14 protein-coding genes are annotated in these 17566 nt (G+C 71.3%); 6 read left to right on the forward strand and 8 right to left on the reverse strand.

Annotated elements, in window-relative coordinates; translation table 11 throughout:
* Positions 1–15: 15 nt before the first annotated feature.
* On the reverse strand, positions 16–762 hold the full coding sequence (locus AOM00_RS02235) for a WecB/TagA/CpsF family glycosyltransferase (RefSeq protein WP_228373378.1): 747 nt from the start codon (positions 760–762) through the stop codon (positions 16–18).
* 95 nt (positions 763–857) lie between these two features.
* Entirely contained in the window at positions 858–2225 is a 1368-nt protein-coding gene (locus AOM00_RS02240; RefSeq protein ID WP_062516244.1) for a sugar transferase, read from the reverse strand.
* A 254-nt stretch (positions 2226–2479) separates the two neighbouring features.
* Between AOM00_RS02240 and AOM00_RS02245 the strand changes: the two genes are divergently transcribed.
* Positions 2480–3865, forward strand: a complete 1386-nt coding sequence (locus tag AOM00_RS02245) for a tyrosine-protein kinase domain-containing protein (RefSeq protein ID WP_062516245.1) — start codon at positions 2480–2482, stop codon at positions 3863–3865.
* A 144-nt stretch (positions 3866–4009) separates the two neighbouring features.
* On the opposite strand, the gene AOM00_RS02250 is transcribed toward AOM00_RS02245, so the two are convergent.
* On the reverse strand, positions 4010–4573 hold the full coding sequence (locus AOM00_RS02250; RefSeq protein WP_062516246.1) for a hypothetical protein: 564 nt from the start codon (positions 4571–4573) through the stop codon (positions 4010–4012).
* Between the two features lie 59 nt (positions 4574–4632).
* Positions 4633–6396 carry a DUF4012 domain-containing protein gene (locus AOM00_RS02255; RefSeq protein WP_062516247.1) on the reverse strand — a complete coding sequence of 588 codons (1764 nt, stop codon included), beginning with the start codon at positions 6394–6396 and terminating at the stop codon, positions 4633–4635.
* Positions 6397–6564: 168 nt separating this feature from the next.
* Here AOM00_RS02255 and AOM00_RS02260 point away from each other — a divergent pair, with 168 nt between their 5' ends.
* The 4 genes from AOM00_RS02260 to AOM00_RS02275 all read left to right on the forward strand — a co-directional run bounded on the left by AOM00_RS02260 (position 6565) and on the right by AOM00_RS02275 (position 10702).
* A complete protein-coding gene (locus tag AOM00_RS02260; protein ID WP_062516248.1) occupies positions 6565–7146 on the forward strand; it encodes an arsenate reductase/protein-tyrosine-phosphatase family protein in 582 nt (193 codons plus the stop codon).
* A 29-nt stretch (positions 7147–7175) separates the two neighbouring features.
* Complete coding sequence (locus AOM00_RS02265) at positions 7176–8480, forward strand: HNH endonuclease signature motif containing protein (RefSeq protein ID WP_062516249.1); 1305 nt, start codon at positions 7176–7178, stop codon at positions 8478–8480.
* A 204-nt stretch (positions 8481–8684) separates the two neighbouring features.
* Positions 8685–9716 carry a GDP-mannose 4,6-dehydratase gene (gene gmd / locus AOM00_RS02270; RefSeq protein ID WP_062516250.1) on the forward strand — a complete coding sequence of 344 codons (1032 nt, stop codon included), beginning with the start codon at positions 8685–8687 and terminating at the stop codon, positions 9714–9716.
* The gene (locus AOM00_RS02275; RefSeq protein ID WP_304524073.1) at positions 9713–10702 is read left to right on the forward strand and encodes a GDP-L-fucose synthase family protein; all 990 of its coding nucleotides are present in this window, start codon (positions 9713–9715) and stop codon (positions 10700–10702) included. The genes gmd and AOM00_RS02275 overlap by 4 nt, the downstream gene beginning before the upstream one ends.
* Before the next feature lie 58 nt (positions 10703–10760).
* Here the strand turns inward: AOM00_RS02275 and AOM00_RS02280 are convergent, their stop codons facing one another.
* The 3 genes from AOM00_RS02280 to AOM00_RS02290 all read right to left on the reverse strand — a co-directional run bounded on the left by AOM00_RS02280 (position 10761) and on the right by AOM00_RS02290 (position 14485).
* Positions 10761–12029 carry an acyltransferase family protein gene (locus AOM00_RS02280; protein WP_082096439.1) on the reverse strand — a complete coding sequence of 423 codons (1269 nt, stop codon included), beginning with the start codon at positions 12027–12029 and terminating at the stop codon, positions 10761–10763.
* A gap of 356 nt (positions 12030–12385) precedes the next feature.
* Positions 12386–13714 (reverse strand): glycosyltransferase, encoded by a 1329-nt coding sequence (locus tag AOM00_RS02285; protein WP_082096440.1) that lies wholly within the window; start codon positions 13712–13714, stop codon positions 12386–12388.
* Positions 13715–13834: 120 nt separating this feature from the next.
* On the reverse strand, positions 13835–14485 hold the full coding sequence (locus tag AOM00_RS02290; RefSeq protein ID WP_062516252.1) for an acyltransferase: 651 nt from the start codon (positions 14483–14485) through the stop codon (positions 13835–13837).
* 142 nt (positions 14486–14627) lie between these two features.
* Here AOM00_RS02290 and AOM00_RS02295 point away from each other — a divergent pair, with 142 nt between their 5' ends.
* Positions 14628–15740 (forward strand): glycosyltransferase, encoded by a 1113-nt coding sequence (locus tag AOM00_RS02295; protein ID WP_062516253.1) that lies wholly within the window; start codon positions 14628–14630, stop codon positions 15738–15740.
* Positions 15741–15749: 9 nt separating this feature from the next.
* Here the strand turns inward: AOM00_RS02295 and AOM00_RS02300 are convergent, their stop codons facing one another.
* The gene (locus tag AOM00_RS02300; protein WP_062516254.1) at positions 15750–17552 is read right to left on the reverse strand and encodes a DUF4012 domain-containing protein; all 1803 of its coding nucleotides are present in this window, start codon (positions 17550–17552) and stop codon (positions 15750–15752) included.
* Between the last annotated feature and the right edge of the window lie 14 nt (positions 17553–17566).

The following is a 17566-nucleotide window of genomic DNA, read 5'->3' on the forward strand; positions in this document are numbered from 1 at the left end:
AGATGACGACTACCTTCAACGCTCGCGCGCCCCCTGGCTCACCACGCGCACAAACTTCGCGTTCCCGATGAGATACCGCCGCCACAACCGCCGCGGCTCGGAGGCCAGGCGGAACAACCACTCGAGGTGCACCCGGCGCATCCACCTCGGCGCCTCACGCACGGTACCGGCGACGAAGTCGAAGGCCGCGCCCACGGCGGCGCACGTGAGCCCCGTGCGCGCGGCGAGTTCCACCGCCGCATAGTCCTGCTTCGGGGTTCCGAGCCCCACCCAGACCACATCGGCCTCGGCGTCCGCGACGCGCGCCGTCGCCTCGCTGAGCATCGCCTCATCGACGGGCCCGAACGGCGGCGACCACACGCCGGCGATCTCGACGCCCGGATAGCGAGCCTCGAGCTCCCTAGCAAGCGCGGACAGCGTCTCCTCGGTGGCGCCCAGGAAGAAGTGGCGGGTGCCGGCGACACGTCCGGCGTCGATCACGCCTTCGAACAGCGACGGCCCGCGCACCTGCTCCGAGGCAGGCGCCTCGCGCCGGATCGCGCGCGCCACGGGCGCGCCATCCGCATACGTGAACCCGGGCGAGTTCAGCAGCGAGGCGTACTCGGCGTCCTCGCTCGCGAGCACCACGCACCACGCGTTCGCGAGGCGGATAGAGACCCCGCGACGAGCAGCGACGGTCTCGAGCACCTCCGCGACGGCCTGGTCGAAGCCGCGCGCGTGGAAGCCGACGGGGCCCACCTTGACGCGCACGTCGTCGGGCACGCTCGACACGTCCGAATAGGTCGCCTCAGTCAACCTGCGTCACTCTCCCTCAGCCCCTCAACTTCGCGGCGCGCCATGCGCGCCACGCACTTCCCTCAGTACGCGCCCTTGCCCGCCACCACGGCCCACGCCGTCTTCGCGACGATGAGCGCATCCATGCCCAGGCTCCAGTTCTCCGTGTAGTAGAGATCCAGACGCACCGACTGCTCCCACGTGAGATCCGAGCGGCCGCTCACCTGCCACAGGCCCGTGAGACCCGGCCGCACCAGCTGGCGGCGCGCCACGCGCTCGTCCCACGCCTCCGTCTCGCTGAGCAGCGGCGGGCGCGGTCCCACGATCGACATCTCGCCCCGCAGCACGTTGAACAGCTGCGGCAGCTCGTCCAGCGAGTAGCGGCGCAGCACCTTGCCCACGCGCGTCACGCGCGGGTCGTCGTGCATCTTGAACAGGACGCCGTTGCCGTCGCTGTCGAGCTGGAGCTCAGCGAGCCGCGACTCGGCGTCCGTGTACATCGAGCGGAACTTGAGCATCTCGAACAGCTGGTGGTCGCGACCCACGCGCGCCTGCCTGAACAGCACCGGTCCGGGGCTGGTGAGCTTGATCGCCAGCGCGATCACGGCCATCGGGACCGCGAGCACCACCACCGCGAGGAACGCGCCCACGCGATCCGCGACGGTCTTGAGCGCCAGCTTGGGACCGCTGAACTGCGGCTCCTCGACGTGAAGGAGCGGCAGGCCCTCGACCGGCGACATCTGCACGCGCGGGCCGGCGACGTCCACCATGGAGGGCACCACGATCAGCCCGATGCCCGAGCCCTCGAGCGACCACCCGAGCGAGCGCGCCTCGCGCAGGGACATCGCGTCGTTACCGGAGAGCAGGATGTACTCGGCGCCGATCGCGCCCGCCTGGACCACCGCATCGTCCAGCGGCCCCAGCACGGGCACGCCGTCGACCTCGAGCACCTCGGAAGGCACGGTCCCCGGCGGGGTGCACACGCCCACCACGTGGTAGCCGGCGCGGCGCGCGCCGTTGAGGCGACGCACCATCTGCTCGGAGGTCCGCAGCGGCCCCACTACCAGCACCTGCGCCTGCAGGTGCCCGGCGTCGCGTTGCGCGTGGATCCAGAGCCGCCACGCGCCGCGGTAGACCAGCAGCACCAGCGTCCCGAGGGGGATCGCGAAGAAGAGGTAGCCGCGGCTGATGTCGAGCTTCAGCACGAACGCAACGGTCGCGACGATCCCGAAGGTCCAGAAGCCCGCCGCGAGCACACGCTGGAACTCCTGCGGGCCGTGGCCCAGGATGCGCGGCGAGCGCGAGCGGGTCGCGGACAGCTGGACCATCCACAGCAAGCCGATCGCGATGGTCACCAGCAGGTAGGGCGGCGCCAGGTCTCCCGAGACCCGCTCGAGAGGGTTCCAGCCGAAGCGGGCCGCCTGGGCCATGGTCATGACGAGCGCGACCACAAAGAAATCGGAGAACACAAGCCGCAAAAGGTACTTCCGTGACCATCCGGTGCGGCCGTGCATCCGTTCCGCCGATGCGCGCGGAAGTGCGGTGGCCCCCAGCGTCACGGGCACAGGTTATCGGCAAACTTCGCCTTGTGTGAAGCAGGTCACACCTATGTCCCAAATGTGCTTGTAGACGTGCAACAAAGCCGTGAGATGCGCATGGAACAATGCACCCGGCGGCGCCGGAGGTGCGCCGGCTGGGGAGAGCTGTGGAACTTCAGGACTATCTTCGTATCCTTCGCAAGCATTGGTTCGCGATCCTCGCGCTGACGGTGCTCGGCACCGGTGCGGGCGTCGCCTACTCGATGCTCGCGACGCCCGTCTACACGGCCTCCGCGAAGGTCTTCGTGTCCACCAGCGGCTCCAGCTCCGTCGCGGACCTGGCACAGGGCAACTCCTTCACCCAGCAGCGCGTCAAGACGTACGCGGACCTGGTCACCACCTCCGCGGTGCTCCAGCCGACCATCGACGCGCTCGAGCTGCCCATGTCGGTGAGCGAGCTGCGCGGCAGCCTCTCCGCCTCGACGCCGCTCAACACCACCGTGATCGACGTGACCGTCACCAACGCGGACCCCGTGTTCGCCGCGGTGCTCGCGGGCGCGACCTCCGAGCAGCTCATCGAGACCGTCGAGGAGATCGAGACCACCGACCCGCTCGAGGGCTCCCCCGTGCGCCTGTCCGTGGTGCAGGAGCCCGAGGTCCCCACGGTCCCCACCTCCCCCAACAGCAAGCTCAACGCCGCGCTGGGCCTCATGCTGGGCCTCGCGCTCGGCGTGGGCTACGCGCTGCTGCGCTCCGCCCTCGACACCAAGATCCGGGGCGAGCGCGACATCGAGCGCATCACCGACGCCCCCGTGCTGGGCGGCATCGTCTTCGACCCCAAGGCCAAGCAGCGCCCGCTGATCGTCCACCAGGACGCCACGAGCCCGCGCGCCGAGTCCTTCCGCACGCTGCGCACCAACCTCCAGTTCCTGGACGCGGGTCGCACCGAGCGGTCCTTCGTCATCACCTCCTCCATCCAGTCCGAGGGCAAGTCGACCACCGCGGCCAACCTGGCGATCACGCTGGCGGACGCCGGCGCGCGCGTGCTCCTGGTCGGCGCGGACCTGCGCCGCCCCAAGGCGGGCAAGTACCTGGGCATCGAGAGCGCCGTGGGCCTCACCGACGTGCTGATCGGCCGCGTGGACCTCGAGACCGCCGTGCAGCGCTGGGGTCGCTCCGAGCTGTTCGTGCTGCCCGCGGGCGCCATCCCGCCCAACCCGTCGGAGCTCCTGGGCAGCTCGCTCATGGAGTCGCTCATCGCGCGCCTCGACAGCGAGTTCGACATCGTGCTCTACGACGCTCCCCCGCTGCTGCCCGTCACCGACGCCGCGGTCCTCGCGCGCCTGGTGGGCGGCACGGTGCTGATCGTCGCTGCGGGCCGCGCGCACGGCCCGCAGGTCGAGAGCGCCATCCAGGCCCTCGAGACCGTCGGCGCCCCGCTCTCCGGCGTGGTCCTCACCATGCTGCCCTCGAAGGGCCCTGACGCGTACGGCTACGGCCGCTACGGCTACAGCTACCAGTACAGCGAGGACGGCGCGAAGGCGAAGGCGTGACGCCACGCCGCCCCGACCGGGCCTCGCACCCTCCCGGGTGCGGGGCCCGCGGCGTCTCCGGCGCATCGTGACCGGACGATGCGCTGCCCGGGAACGCAGAACGCCCCCGCCATCCGGCGGGGGCGTTCCTGTGAAGCGGAAGTCCTAGACGTTGGTACGGCGACGGGCCGCGAACGCGACCGCGCCGGCACCCACGACCAGCAGCGCGCCCGCGCCGATGACCAGGCCGGCGTTGTCGAAGCCGGTGCTCGACAGCTCATCGTCGCTGCCCGAGGCCGAGCTGTCCGAGCCGGTGCCCGAGTCGGTGCCCGAACCGGAGCCCGCGCCCTCGGTGTCGTCCGCCGCGACCACGGTGATGGTCGCGGTATCCACCGGCTCGCCGTCGACGATCGCGATGACACCGATGGTGCCGGCGGCGTCGGGGGCGTCGAAGGTCAGCACCGAGGTGCCGCCCACGATGTCCTGGGCGGCCGTCGACACGGTGCCGGCGACGCTGACCAGGGTGACGTCGTCACCGCTCGTGGTGACCTGCCACACGACGGACACGCCGTCGCTGGTGAGCGTGCAGGTCGCCTGCGCGCCGGCCTCGACGGTGAGCGGGTTGCACTCCATGGAGCTGACGGTGCCGTAGTCCTCGGCAGAGGCGGCGGTCGGAGCGAGCGCGAGCGCCGTGCCGGCGGCAAGCGTCGCGAAGGTACGGATCTTCATGGCAGTGCCCTCCCAGTGTTGGCGCCCTCAGCGGCAGCCACAGTTGCGTCTCCGCAAGATTAACAGCCTTCTACCAGGTATTCGACACCCGATTCGTTAACTTTAGATTGCCCGCCCGGCGTGGTCAGGAGCTCGTTCGGGGCGGTTTGCGAGGTCTGCGGCGTCACTTCGTATGAGAGTGTCAGGGTTTGTCCGGGGGTCAGCTCGACCCACTTCTCGATGACGCTTCTGCCGTCGTGGAGCTCGGGCGCAGCGCCCGTCTCCTCGCCGTCCTCGGTGAGGCGGGTGACCACGGTGCCCACCGCGGGGTACACCAGCACGTTGCCCGCGAACACGCCTGGCTCGACCGCGGTGCCCGGGCCGCTGACGTACCAGGGCAACGCGTCGACGTCGCCGTCGAACGTGTGGGTGAGGGTCACGTCGATGGTCTGCGACACCAGGCGCCCGTCCGTGCAGACGTGGTTGGTCACCCGGGTGTCCATCGCGACGTAGTACCCGATCTTCGCCATCGAGCCGTCGTTGAAGAAGACGCCCACCGCATCGTCCTTCTCCAGGAAGGCGCCCGCGATGGTGGTGGGCGCAAGCAGGGCCTGCTCGCCGTCATGCGCGGACCACACCAGGAAGCGACGCGCCTCGATGGCCCGCTCCACCCCGTCGACGGCGGCGCCGTCCCCGGAGACGATGCTCCCGAAGAGCTCCGCGCTCGCGCGGGCGAAGAACGCGTCCTGATCCTTGGGGTCCGGGTACTCGAGGTAGGACTCCTTGAGCATCACCTGGGCGAGGTTGCTGCCGGTGATCGCGAACGGGCCCAGCTCCACCGGAGCCGCGCCTTCGAGCATCCAGCCGAGCGCCACGGGGTCCACGGAGATGACGCCGTCGATCTGGCCCTCATGCTTGTTGGCCCACATCCGCGTGAGCATCTCCGCCGAGCGCGGGAACTCGGGCGTGAAGTTGACGTCCTGCGCGAACTTCTCCATCCGGGTGGTGAAGATGCGCTCCTCATCCTCGGTGAGGCCGCCGACGCCGTCGCGGTCGGATGCCTCGCCGGCCGACGAGTACGCCCCCATCGTCATGCGCCCGTCCTGGACCGTGAGCTCGATGATCGCGCCCGCGATGCCGCCCGTCGTGCGCGGCTCCGCGTTGTTCTGGACCATCACCAGGTAGTGGCGCTCGCCCTCCGCGCCCAGCATGCCCGGGAGCACCTCCGCGGCCACGTGCCCGGCATCCACCAGCGATGCGACGGAGTCGAGCTGCTCGCGCAGCTCGACGAAGGGCTCCGCGATCTCGTGGCGCGTCTCGGACAGGTCGACGGCCGCGAGCACCTCGCCCTGCTCGTCCAGGGTGGCGGCGGCCTGCGCGAGCGCCTCGCGATAGGGCTCGAGCACATACGGGTCGATGCGGCCGTCCTCGAAGCCGGGCACCTCGAGCGCGTCGAGGCTGCCCATGCTCGCCAACGGCTGGAGCGCGCCGGTCGCCATGGCATCGACGGCCCGGCCCGCCTCGATGAGGGGCGTCGCCTGATCCTGGACCCACGGCAGGTGCGCCGCGAGCCACCAGTGGGGGCCGTCCGTGGCGCCCGCGAAGTCGCCCGCGGCGTCCTCGAGCGTGGCGACCGCCGTCTCGAGCGCATCGGCATCCCTGGAGGTGAGCGCGGCCTTGGCGTCCTCGGCGCTGGTGGTGAGCGCCTCCTTGGAGTCGAGGAGCCGCCACGCGTCCCACGCGAAGGCCGCGCCCGTCACCAGCACCAGCACGGCGACCGACGCCACCACCCACGGCCAGACGCGGGCACGGCGTGCAGGGATGGCGTGACGTCGCCTCGACATGATGCGGGGGAGCTCCTCAGCTGATCGCTTCGCCCGGGCGGGCTCCCGACAGGCTAGCCGGTGAGCACCGCCGACCCTTTCCCCCACGCGTCCCACCTGGCAGGATTGCAGGCACCAGCAACGTAGCGGCGACAGCTCCGCGCCGGAGCGTCCGCTCCGGAGGTCCGCATGGCGACAGTGCTCATGGTGTGCAGCGGGAACCAGTGCCGCTCGCCTGCCGCCGCGCTGCTCCTGGAGCGCCTGCTCGGTCCGTCCGTCGAGGTGACGTCGGCCGGGATCTCGGCGCGCGAGGGGTCCTCCATCCCCCGGCCGATGCGCCGCGTGCTGCGCGAGGACGGCCTGGACGGGCGCGCGCATCGTGCCCGACGCCTCACCAGGGAGGTGGCCGAGCAGGCGGACCTCATCATCCCGATGGCTCGCGCGCACGGCCACTACATCGCGCTCCTGTCCCCCACCGCGGGCGCGCGGACCGTCCCGCTCGGGCAGCTCGCCGCGATCGCCCGGCAGGCACCCCCGCCCGCGGGCGCATCCGTGGAGGAGCGCATCGCGGAGGTGGTCGACGTCGCCGCGCGGGGATCGCGCGCATCGTCCGCCTCGGCCGCGCTCGACGTCCCCGACACCTTCGGCGGGAGCGTCTCGCAGTACCGCGAGACCTACTCGCTCATCCGCGGCATGGTCGCCGCCGTCGCGGGGTGGCTCGCGCCGGCACCGCCGCGTTCTCCCCAGGCGACGATTTCCGATTCGCACTGATTGTCAGAGGTGGATGATGGACTGTCCTCATGCAGACCTTGGGGTTCTCGATGGCCGATGTGGAGGCCGCGACGCGGGCGCTGGCCGCGTTCGCGGACCGGGACCTTCGCACGCTTGAGCCCCGCGAGAAGCTCGCGGCGCAGCGGGCCGCGGCGGCCCTCGCGCGCGTCGCCCAGGTGCCGCTCGCGGCGATCTCCGCCGCCGTCGCGGCGGAGCCTCGGACCGTCGCGCGCGGCGAGGGCCACCAGTCGCCCACCCACCTCACCGCCGCCACGGCAGGCGGAGGGCTCGGGCAGGCGCGGGACACCATCGAGGCCGGCGAGCTCCTGGCACCGCCGGACGATGCCCCTGCTCCCTTCCCGCTCGTGGCGGGCGCCTTCGCGGCCGGGCGCCTCTCCCCCGAGCAGGCCGCCCTGGTCCGGCGCACGCTGGAGAGGCTCGAGGAGCGCGGACCGGAGCTCGAGGCTCGGTTGCTGGAGAAGGCGGAGTCCCTTCCGCTGTGGGACCTGCGCCGGGCCTGCCGTGAGCTGCTGACGCGGCACTCGCCGTCGGATGCCCTGGCGCGCGAGAGGTGGCAGCGCGAGGAGCGCTCCGTCCGGATCATCGATGAGGCCGACGGCACGGTGGTGATCACCGCGCGCCTCGATCCCGCATCAGCCGCGCCCGTGCGCGCGTGGCTCGAGGCGCAGGTGACAGATGAGTACCGCCGACGCCGGAGCCAGGACCCCGCCATGGTCGACCGACGCCCGCGCTGGCAGATCATGGCGGACGCGTTCTCCATGCTCTTCTCGCACGGCCTCGACTGCGACCGCCCCACGTCGGGGGTGAAGACCACGGTGGTGGTGCGGCTCCCGATCGAGGCGCTTCGCGAGGAGCTGGGGTCGCGGGCCAGCCTCGCGCTCGGCGACTGCGACCAGGCGATCAGCTCGCTGACGGCAGGGACGCTGCGAAGGATGGCCGTCGACGCGGAGATCCTTCCGGCGGTGCTCGGCGGGGCATCCGAGGTGCTCGACCTCGGTCGCCAGGTGCGGCTCTTCACGCGCCGGCAGCGCCTCGCCATCATCGAACGCGACGGAGGCTGCGCGTTCTGTCATGCGCCGCCCGCGTGGGTCTCGGTGCATCACATCAAGTGGTGGCACCGCGACGGAGGGCGCACCGACCTGGCGGACGCGGTCGCACTATGCACGTCCTGTCACCATCGCATCCACGACGACGGCTGGGAGGTGTGCGTCCGCGCGGGGACGGTGTGGTTCACGCCACCCGGAAGCGTGGACCCGGCCCGCACCCCGCGCTTGGGCGGGCGGCGGGCGCTCGAGGTGTGGGAGGCCGCATGAGCGCGGCCCGGATCACCAAGTTTTCTGGCACCGGTATGCGGCAGAACCGCCACGTCCGTCCCGAATTGCCCCTCCCTGAGAGCGAGGCTCCTGGACTACTCTGCCCGTACCGGGATCAGTGCGAGGGAGCGCCCGGGCACCGCTCGGATCTGCCTGCCCGGTCATGACTTGACTGACGGAATCTGCAACAAGGGGGACAGATCAATGGGCAAGGTTGCATTCATCACAGGCATCACGGGCCAGGACGGCTCGTACCTGGCGGAGCTGCTGCTCTCCAAGGGCTACGAGGTCCACGGCCTGATCCGCCGCGCGTCGACCTTCAACACGCAGCGCATCGACCACCTCTACGTGGACCCGCACAACCCCGAGGCGAAGCTGTTCCTCCACTACGGCGACCTGTCCGACGGCGCGCGCCTCACCACGCTGCTCGCGCAGATCAAGCCGAACGAGGTCTACAACCTCGCCGCGCAGTCGCACGTGCGCGTGAGCTTCGACGAGCCCGAGCACACCGGCGACACCACCGGCGTCGGCTCGATGCGCATGCTCGAGGCGGTCCGCCTCGCAGGCATCGAGACCCGCTTCTACCAGGCCTCGTCCTCCGAGATGTTCGGTGCGACCCCGCCGCCGCAGAACGAGGAGACCCCGTTCTATCCGCGCAGCCCGTACGGCGCCGCGAAGGTCTACTCGTACTGGGTCACCAAGAACTACCGCGAGGCGTACGGCATGTTCGCCGTCAACGGCATCCTCTTCAACCACGAGTCCCCGCGCCGCGGCGAGACGTTCGTGACGCGCAAGATCACGCGCGCCGCCGCCCGCATCAAGGCCGGCCTGCAGGAGGACCTGTGGCTGGGCAACCTCGACTCCATCCGTGACTGGGGCTACGCCGCCGAGTACGTCGAGGGCATGTGGCGCATGCTCCAGGCCGACGAGCCCGACGACTTCGTGCTCGCGACCGGCACCGGCATCACGGTCCGCGACTTCCTCGAGGAGTCGTTCACGCACGTGGGCCTCAACTGGGAGGACCACGTCAAGTTCGACCCCCGCTACCTGCGCCCCACCGAGGTCGACGCGCTCATCGGCGACGCCTCGAAGGCGGAGGAGAAGCTGGGCTGGAAGGCGACCGTGGACGGCCGCGCGCTCGCCCGCCTCATGGTCGAGGCCGACGTCGAGGCGATCACGCACGAGGGCTCGCCGTGGATCGACTCGGTGAAGCTCGGTTCCTGGGCGGCGGTGTGACGGTGCAGACCGCGTCGGACGGCGTCGAGTACACCCCGGCGCCGCTCGACCGCTCCGCGACCTTCTACGTCGCGGGGCACCGCGGCCTGGTGGGCTCGGCGATCGTCCGCCGCCTCGAGGCCGCCGGGTTCACCGACGTGGTGGGCCGCTCGTCTTCCGAGCTGGACCTCAAGGACCGCGAGGCGACCTTCGCGTTCTTCGCCGAGACCAAGCCCCGCTACGTGGTGCTCGCCGCCGCGAAGGTGGGCGGCATCATGGCGAACAGCACGTACCCGGTCGACTTCCTGAGCGACAACATCCGCATCCAGACCAACGTCATCGATGCGGCGCTCGCGCACGATGTGGACCGCCTGCTGTTCCTCGGCTCGAGCTGCATCTACCCCAAGTTCGCGCCGCAGCCCATCCCCGAGGACAGCCTCCTCACGGGCCACCTCGAGCCCACCAACGACGCGTACGCGATCGCGAAGATCGCCGGCATCCTGCACGTGCAGGCCGCACGCCGCCAGTACGGCAAGGCGTGGATCTCCGCGATGCCCACCAACCTGTACGGCCCGAACGACAACTTCTCGCCGCAGGGCTCGCACGTGCTCCCCGCGCTCATCCGCCGGTACGACGAGGCCGCCCGCGGCGGCGCATCGTCCGTGACCAACTGGGGCACGGGCACGCCTCGCCGCGAGTTCCTCCACAGCGACGACATGGCCGACGCTTGCCTGCACCTGCTCGAGCACTACGACGGCCCGTCGCAGGTCAACGTGGGCACCGGCACGGACGTCACCATCCGCGAGATCGCGGAGACCATCGCGAAGGTGACGGGCTACGAGGGCGCGACCGAATGGGACACGTCCAAGCCCGACGGCACCCCGCAGAAGCTGCTCGACGTGAGCTACCTCGCGGACCTCGGCTGGACGTCCCAGATCCCCCTCGAGGAGGGCCTGCGCCGCACCTACGAGTGGTACCTGGAGAACGCCGCCGCGCTTCGCGTCTGAGCGGTGCCTCGCGCGCATCGTCCGGCAGGGATCCCCGCCGGACGATGCGCGGCGCACGTCAGTCGGGCGCCGGCTGCGCCTTCGGCGCGGCAGGGACGCGCGCGGGCACCCGTTCGGTGCTCCGCTTGAGCCTGAGCGCCGGGATCTCGATGAACTGCCGCGTCAGCGTGGCGAGCCCCACCGAGATCGCCATGACCAGCACCAGGCTGCCCACGAAGCCCCACGCGGAGCTCTGGTCGGGCAGCCCGTACCTCTCGAGCATCCAGATCACCGGCACGTGCCAGAGGAACACCCCGTAGGACACCACGCCCACGTAGCGGAGCGGCAGGAACTCGAGCGCCCGGCCCGTGAGGCTCGGGCTGCCCGTGCGATCCGGCAGCGCGATGAACAGGATCACCGCCGAGTACGCCATCGCGACCGGCGTGCGGTCGAACGCCGGCGGCACCAGCGGCATGACGACCCCGACGGCGAACAGCGCCACCGCGACCGCGCCCAGCCGGAACCGAGGAGCCAGCTGCGAGCGCAGGAGGTCGTTCTCGAAGGCCGCGACGATCACCGCGACGATCATGCCGAACGCATACAGATCCGCGTGGACGGCGAAGCTGCGCGCCAGGACGGCGTACCAGTTGCCGCCCCAGTCGTAGTAGAACTCGTCGCCCGGGGGCAGGCCCTCGAGCAGCTGCATCCGCACGAACTTCCCCGTGAGACCGATGGCCATGATCACGGCCGCCGGGATCAGCGCGAGCCACACGTTGCGCCGGGGGTCGAACGTGCGGATCTTCATCACCCCGAAGGCGATGAGCGGCATCACCGCGTAGAAGAGCATCTCGACGCTGAGGCTCCAGGACACTCCCAGGCCCGTCTTGATGCTGTACGGGAACAGCGTGTGGAGCAGCGACGCGTCCAGGAGCAGACGCCCCGGATCCGTCATGTACCCCACGTTGTCCATGTCCTCGACGCCACCCGGCTCCACCGGGATCGTGTACGCGACGCCCAGCACCAGCGAGACGATGAGCAGCACCGCGAGGTAGGCCGGGTACAGGCGCAGCACGCGGTTGGTCGCGTAGCGGCCGATGGAAGGCCACCGCTGCCCCGTGATGATGGCCGTCGCGAAGGGCCTGAACAGCAGGAAGCCGGTGAGCCCGCGGAACATCACCAGGCCGTTGAGCAGCAGGAAGATGACCGGGCTCAGCACCCCCCAGCCCACGCCGTTGGCGTTGTACGCATGCACGTGCCCCACCACCACGGCGGTGGCCGCGAAGCCGCGCAACCCCTCGAGTCCCAGGATCCGTCGCCCCCACGACGGCTGGAATGCAGCCTGAACCATCCGAGCTCCCCCTCAGCAGCCTCAGCCGACGTCGATACGCCGCCTGCCCTTCTCCGAGCAACGGCGCACCGGACGCGCGCCGAGGAGGTGGTGGCCGCCGGGCGGGGGCGCGCACATCCGAGGAGCGCACCTTGCGGCACGCTCCTCGCACAGCGATCCCCATGATCCGGGTGTCATGGTCGTCCCCCCTCGCGTGGGGCGGTTGCCCCCGCTGGCTCCGACCCTAGCCAGGTTGGAACAGGAAGAAAAGGGCGAATCAGACATCTGTCCGAGATTGGCGACGTACACGCAAGCATCGGGGCGCGCTCGACCGATGCGCCGCCCTGGCAGGGACGATGCACCGGGAACGCGCCTGCCTACGCCACCTTGGGAGGCATGGCCGCCGGCGCCGTGCGGGGCGCGCGGCGGTCCGGGAAGGGCAGGGTAGCCGCCATCTCCGGAGGGTTCCGACGGCGGTCCTTGATGCCGAGCACCGCGGCGAACGCGTCCACCGCTGCAGCCTCGGACAGGACTCGCTCGCGGTACGCGCGGCCGTTGGCGCCCAGCGCATCGGCACGCGAGCGGTCGGCGCCGAGCCGCACCGCGGCCGTCACCAGGGCGCCCGGGTCGCCCGACTGGACCACCACGCCGGCCTCGGCGGCGCGGACCTCGTCCGCCGTGATGCCGAACGGATCGGTCGCGGCGATCACGGGCCGCCCCGCGTCGAAGTAGGAGGTGAGCTTGCTCGGCACGGCCATCTCCGAGACGCCGGGGGCCTCATGGACCAGCAGAGCATCGGCGGCCGCGAGGGCCTGCCGGAAGGGCTCGTCGTCGAGCGGGTCGACGAACTCGAGGTTGTCCACGCCCTTGGCGAGCTCCTCGAGCTTGGCGCGCTCGCCGCCGTCGCCCACCATGACGAACCGCAGATCCTCGCCCCGCTCCGCGGCGACCCGCGCCGCCTTCACCACGTGGTCGAGCCCCTGCTTCACGCCCATGTTGCCCGCGTGCAGCAGCACGGCCTCCTGGCCCCAACCCATCGCGGCGCGCGCGGCGGCACGGTCGATGGGCTCATGCGCGGCCAGGTGCGTCCAGTTGCGCACCACGGCGATCTTCTCCGGATCCACGCCGTACTCGCGGCTGATGGTCTCGCGGAAGTGGTCGTGGATCACCACCACGCGGTCGGCGGCGCGGAGCACGCGACCCTCGACCGCGCGCATCATCTTCTCGACGGCCCCGCCGCCTGCGGTCTCGGCGACCCCCTTGCCGTAGAGGTCCTGCACCCACACGACCACCTTGGTGCCCCGGTTCATCAACCGCGCGCGCATCTCCAGCAGCGCGGTCGCGAACAGCGCGGGCGAGACGAGCAGCAGGACGTCGGGGTGCCCGATGTGCCCGTCGAGCGACACGCGCCCGCCGAACGACAGCTCCGACATCAGCCGGGCCATCCCCTGCGGGTGCTCCGGCACCAGATGGAGCCGACGGTGCACCTGCACGCCGCGGTCCAGCTCGTCGCCGCGCCAGCGGTGGTAGCCCTCGTGGATGTGCCACTCCGGGTAGTGCGGCTGCGCGGTCGCGACGGTGACGTCGCATCCCCGCGCGGCCAGCCCGCGCGCCAGGGCACCCGTGTAAGGTGCGATCCCGGTGCGCTCCGGCGGGTAGTTGATCCCGACGATGGCAACGCCACGTCCCTCAGCTCCGACGGTCACGTCTTCCCCCTCCAGCGACCCGCCCCCCACGGGCCCGCTGAGACGAGACTAGAACGGAACTATCGGGTTGAAAAGGGAAAACGGGACATTACGTGCGTAGCGGGACGATGCGCGCACGTCTCAGGCGACGTAGCCGCGCCTGCGATCGAAGTAGGCGCCCGTGAGCGAGGGCTTCACCACGCCGGCGCGCGGACCCGCGATGAGCGAGCCGGGCTCGCCCGAGTCCTTGCCGATCACGGTGCCCATCGCGACCACGGCGCGATCAGGCACGGTGCCGCCGGGCGGGATCACCGCATTGGAGCCCATCAGCACGTAGTCCCCGATGCTCACGGGCGTCACCTTCTGCGCCGAGTCCCGCCAGTCGATGCCGTGCGTGAAGATGGTGGTCCGCACCCCCGCGACCGTGGTGAACGCCCCGATGTCGATCCCGCCGGAGCAGTCGAGGTAGTGGCGGCTGGAGATCGCCGAGTGCGCCCCGAGCGTGAGCCGCCCCGGCGCCCCGAACTTGCGGACCAGCTCGGTCGAGGCCGTGATCCAGTTCCACTGGCCGATCACGGAGTCCTCGCCCAGCTCGACGCGGCCCACATCCTTGATCACGTTGAAGTGGCCGATGCTCGCGCGAGCCCCCATGGAGAGCCGCGTCTGCCCCGACAGCAGCACCATCCCCACGCGCGCGGAGCCTGGCACCTCATGCCCGAGCCTCCGCAGCCAGAAGTTCTTGAACCGCGACGGCAGCCATGCCCCCACGAAGGCCTGCAGCAGACCACGCATCCCACACCCCCAGCGCGGGCCGGGTTCCCGCGACAACCCGAGGATAACGCCGTCATCCCAGGACGCACACCCTTTCGCCCAGATCGCCCCATTTGCCGAAGACCCTGGTCACGTGCCACGCACCCGTGCAAGAATCCGGACCATGCCGGACCGGACCGTGCTCGTCCTGGGCAACCATCCCGTCGACAGCTGGAGCATGCGCCACTACTCCGAGCTGCTCCGAGACGCGTACGCCGCAGGCCCGCTCGAGGTCGACTACGCGCAGCCGAACGACGCCCTGTCGCGCGCGATCCCGATCGCACCGCTGAGCCACCTGGTGTCCCACCTCGAGAACCTGGTGCTGTTCCCGCTGGCGATGCTCCGGCGGGCGCGCCGCGCGGACGTGGTCCACATCTCCGATCACGGCAACGGCGCCTGGCTGCTGTGGCCCCATCTGCGCCGGCGAGCGATCATCACGTGCCACGACCTCCTCGCGGTCCGCGGCTCGCGCCGCGAGTTCCCCGAGCACCAGCCGGACACGAGCGAGATCATCCGCCAGCGGCTGATCGTGCGCGGCATCCACCGCGCAAGCATGATCCACTGCATCTCGCAGGCCACGGCGGACGATGTCGCAGCGGAGTTCCCGGACGTCCCGGCCCGCGTGATCCACAACCCCATGCGCGCCGCCTTCGCCCCGCGCGAGGGCGGCCTCGCGCCCGAGGACCGTGCCCGCAGCGGCGACGCGCTCATCGTCTCCAACCTGGTGTGGCGCAAGCGCCGCGACTTCGCGATCCGCGTGTGGAAGCGCCTGCGCAGCCAGCCCGGGCTGTCCGGCATGCGCCTCCACCTGGTGGGCCCGCCCGTCACGGACCAGGAGCGCGCCCTGCTCACGGGCCAGGAGGCGGCCATGATCGACCAGGAGGAGAACATCAGCGACGAGGCCCTCGCCGCGCTGTACTCCAAGGCCCGCGTGCTCCTCCAGCTGTCCCGCTACGAGGGCTTCGGGTGGCCCGTGATCGAGGCTCAGGCGCTCGGCGCGGCCGTGGTGTGCTCCGACGTCCCCGTGTTCCGCGAGGTGGGCGGCGACGGCGCGCTCTACGTCGAGGACGACCTCGCCACGGTGGACTGGGCCGCGCTCGCGGAGCGGCTCCAGACGGCCGAGCTGCGCCGCGCGGGCGCCGCGAACGCGGAGCGGTTCACGTTCGACGAGTTCGTCGAGAGGCTCGCCGCGCTCGCCTCCGAGGTCGCCGGGTCGCTTCCGGCCGCCAGCCGCTGAGCGAGCGCCTCAGCAGCCCGCCGCGACCACCGCGGTGCGCGTCACCTGGGGTGTGCGCGCGCCAGGCGTCACCGTGACGCCCGCGTCGACCACCGCCCCGCCTGGCGCGTCGACGTCGTAGGTGTAGGTGAGCGACTCGCCAGGCGCGAGGACGATGCGCGAGGTCACGAGCGTGCGCCCGTCCACCGTGGTGACGCTCACCCAGGCGGACTCCTCCCCGTCCATCACGGACGTCACGCGGGTCCCGAGCATCGGCGCGAGCACCAGGTTCGCGTGGAACTCGCCTGCGGGCACGAAGAACCCGCCCGCGATGTACTCCGGCAGCGCCGCCACGTCCCCGTCGAACGTGTGCGTGAGCGTCACCGCGACGGTCTGACCCGCGACCGTGCCGTCCGTGCACACGCGATCGGTCACGTCCACGGCGGTATCGATGTAGTAGCCGATCTTGGACCCCGAGCCGTCGTTGAGGAACACACCCAGCCCGCCGTCCTCGAGGAACGTGCCCGCGATCGCCGAGCCGTCGAGCACCGCCTGCTCATCGGCATGCGCGGACCAGAGCCGCACCCGGCCCTCGTCCAGCGCGCGCTCGATCCCCGAGGCGAGGCCGGGCGCCCCGGCGACCACTGCGTCGAACAGGGACGATGCCGCCGTCGCGAAGAACGCATCCTGCGCGTCGGCGTCGTCGAACAGCGAGTACGCGGAGTTGAGCATCACGGTCGACAGCCCGTGCGAGTCGAGCGTGACGCCGTCGACGTCGAGCGGCGCGGAGCCCTCGAGCAGGTACCCGAGCGCCACGGGGTCCATCGCGAGCACCCCGTCGACCGCGGAGGCGTCCTCGCCGAGCGCCTGCTGCGCCCGCGACCAGAATGCGGAGATCAGCTCCGCGGCGCGGGGGAACTCCGGTGTGAAGTTCGCGTCCTGCGGATAGCGGGCCATGCGGTCGGTGAACGTCGCGGACTCGTCCGCCGTGAGCTCGACCACGGGGTCAGCCGTGGCGGTGCCCACCAGGTGGCTCGCGGGCACGAACCTCCCCAGGGCGATCCGGCCGTCGTCGACGTGGAGCTCGACCACCGACCCGGGGATGCCTCCCGTGGCACGGGGCTCCGCGTTGTTCTGCACCATCACCAGGTAGGTGCGTGCGCCCTCGGCTCCCAGCATCGTCGGGAACAGCTCGGCCGCGCGGTGCGCGCCGTCGACCAGGTCCGCGAGCTCCTCGAGCTGCGACGTCGCATCGCGGTACTCCGCGGCGACCATCGCCACGGTGCCGCCCAGGCTCACCTCCGCGAGCGTCGCGGTCTGCTCGTCGAGCACCTGGGCCGCGACCGCGAGCGCATCTCGCGCCGGCTCGAGCAGGTAGGGGTCGATCCGGCCGCCATCGATGGTCGGGCCCGACAGCGCGTCGAGGTCGTCGAGCTGCGCGAGCGGCACCAGGGCATCGTCCGCCACAGCGACCGCCGCACGGGCCATGGTGGTCACCGGCTCGACCTGCGCGCCCACCCACGGCGCATGCTCAGCGAGCCACCACAGCGGGCCGTCGACCGAGCCGTCGAGCGCATGCGCGGCCTCCTGGACCGCGCCGACCTCCGTGCGCATCGTGTCGACGTCCCCGGCGACCAGCGCGGACCGCGCCTCCGTCGAGTGCGCCGCGAGGTCCCGTGACGCCCCGTACGCGCGCCACGCGTCGAGCCCCATCACCACCGCCGCCGCGAGCAGGACCACCGCGACACCGAGCGCGATCCACCGCCACGGCCGCTTCCTGGGCGCGGCGTCCGGGGTCTCCGGAGCCTTCTGGTCCGTCGCCTCGCTAGCCACGGCCACCTCCGGAG

It is taken from the genome of Demequina gelatinilytica, from assembly GCF_000971115.1.
Lineage (GTDB): Bacteria > Actinomycetota > Actinomycetes > Actinomycetales > Demequinaceae > Demequina > Demequina gelatinilytica.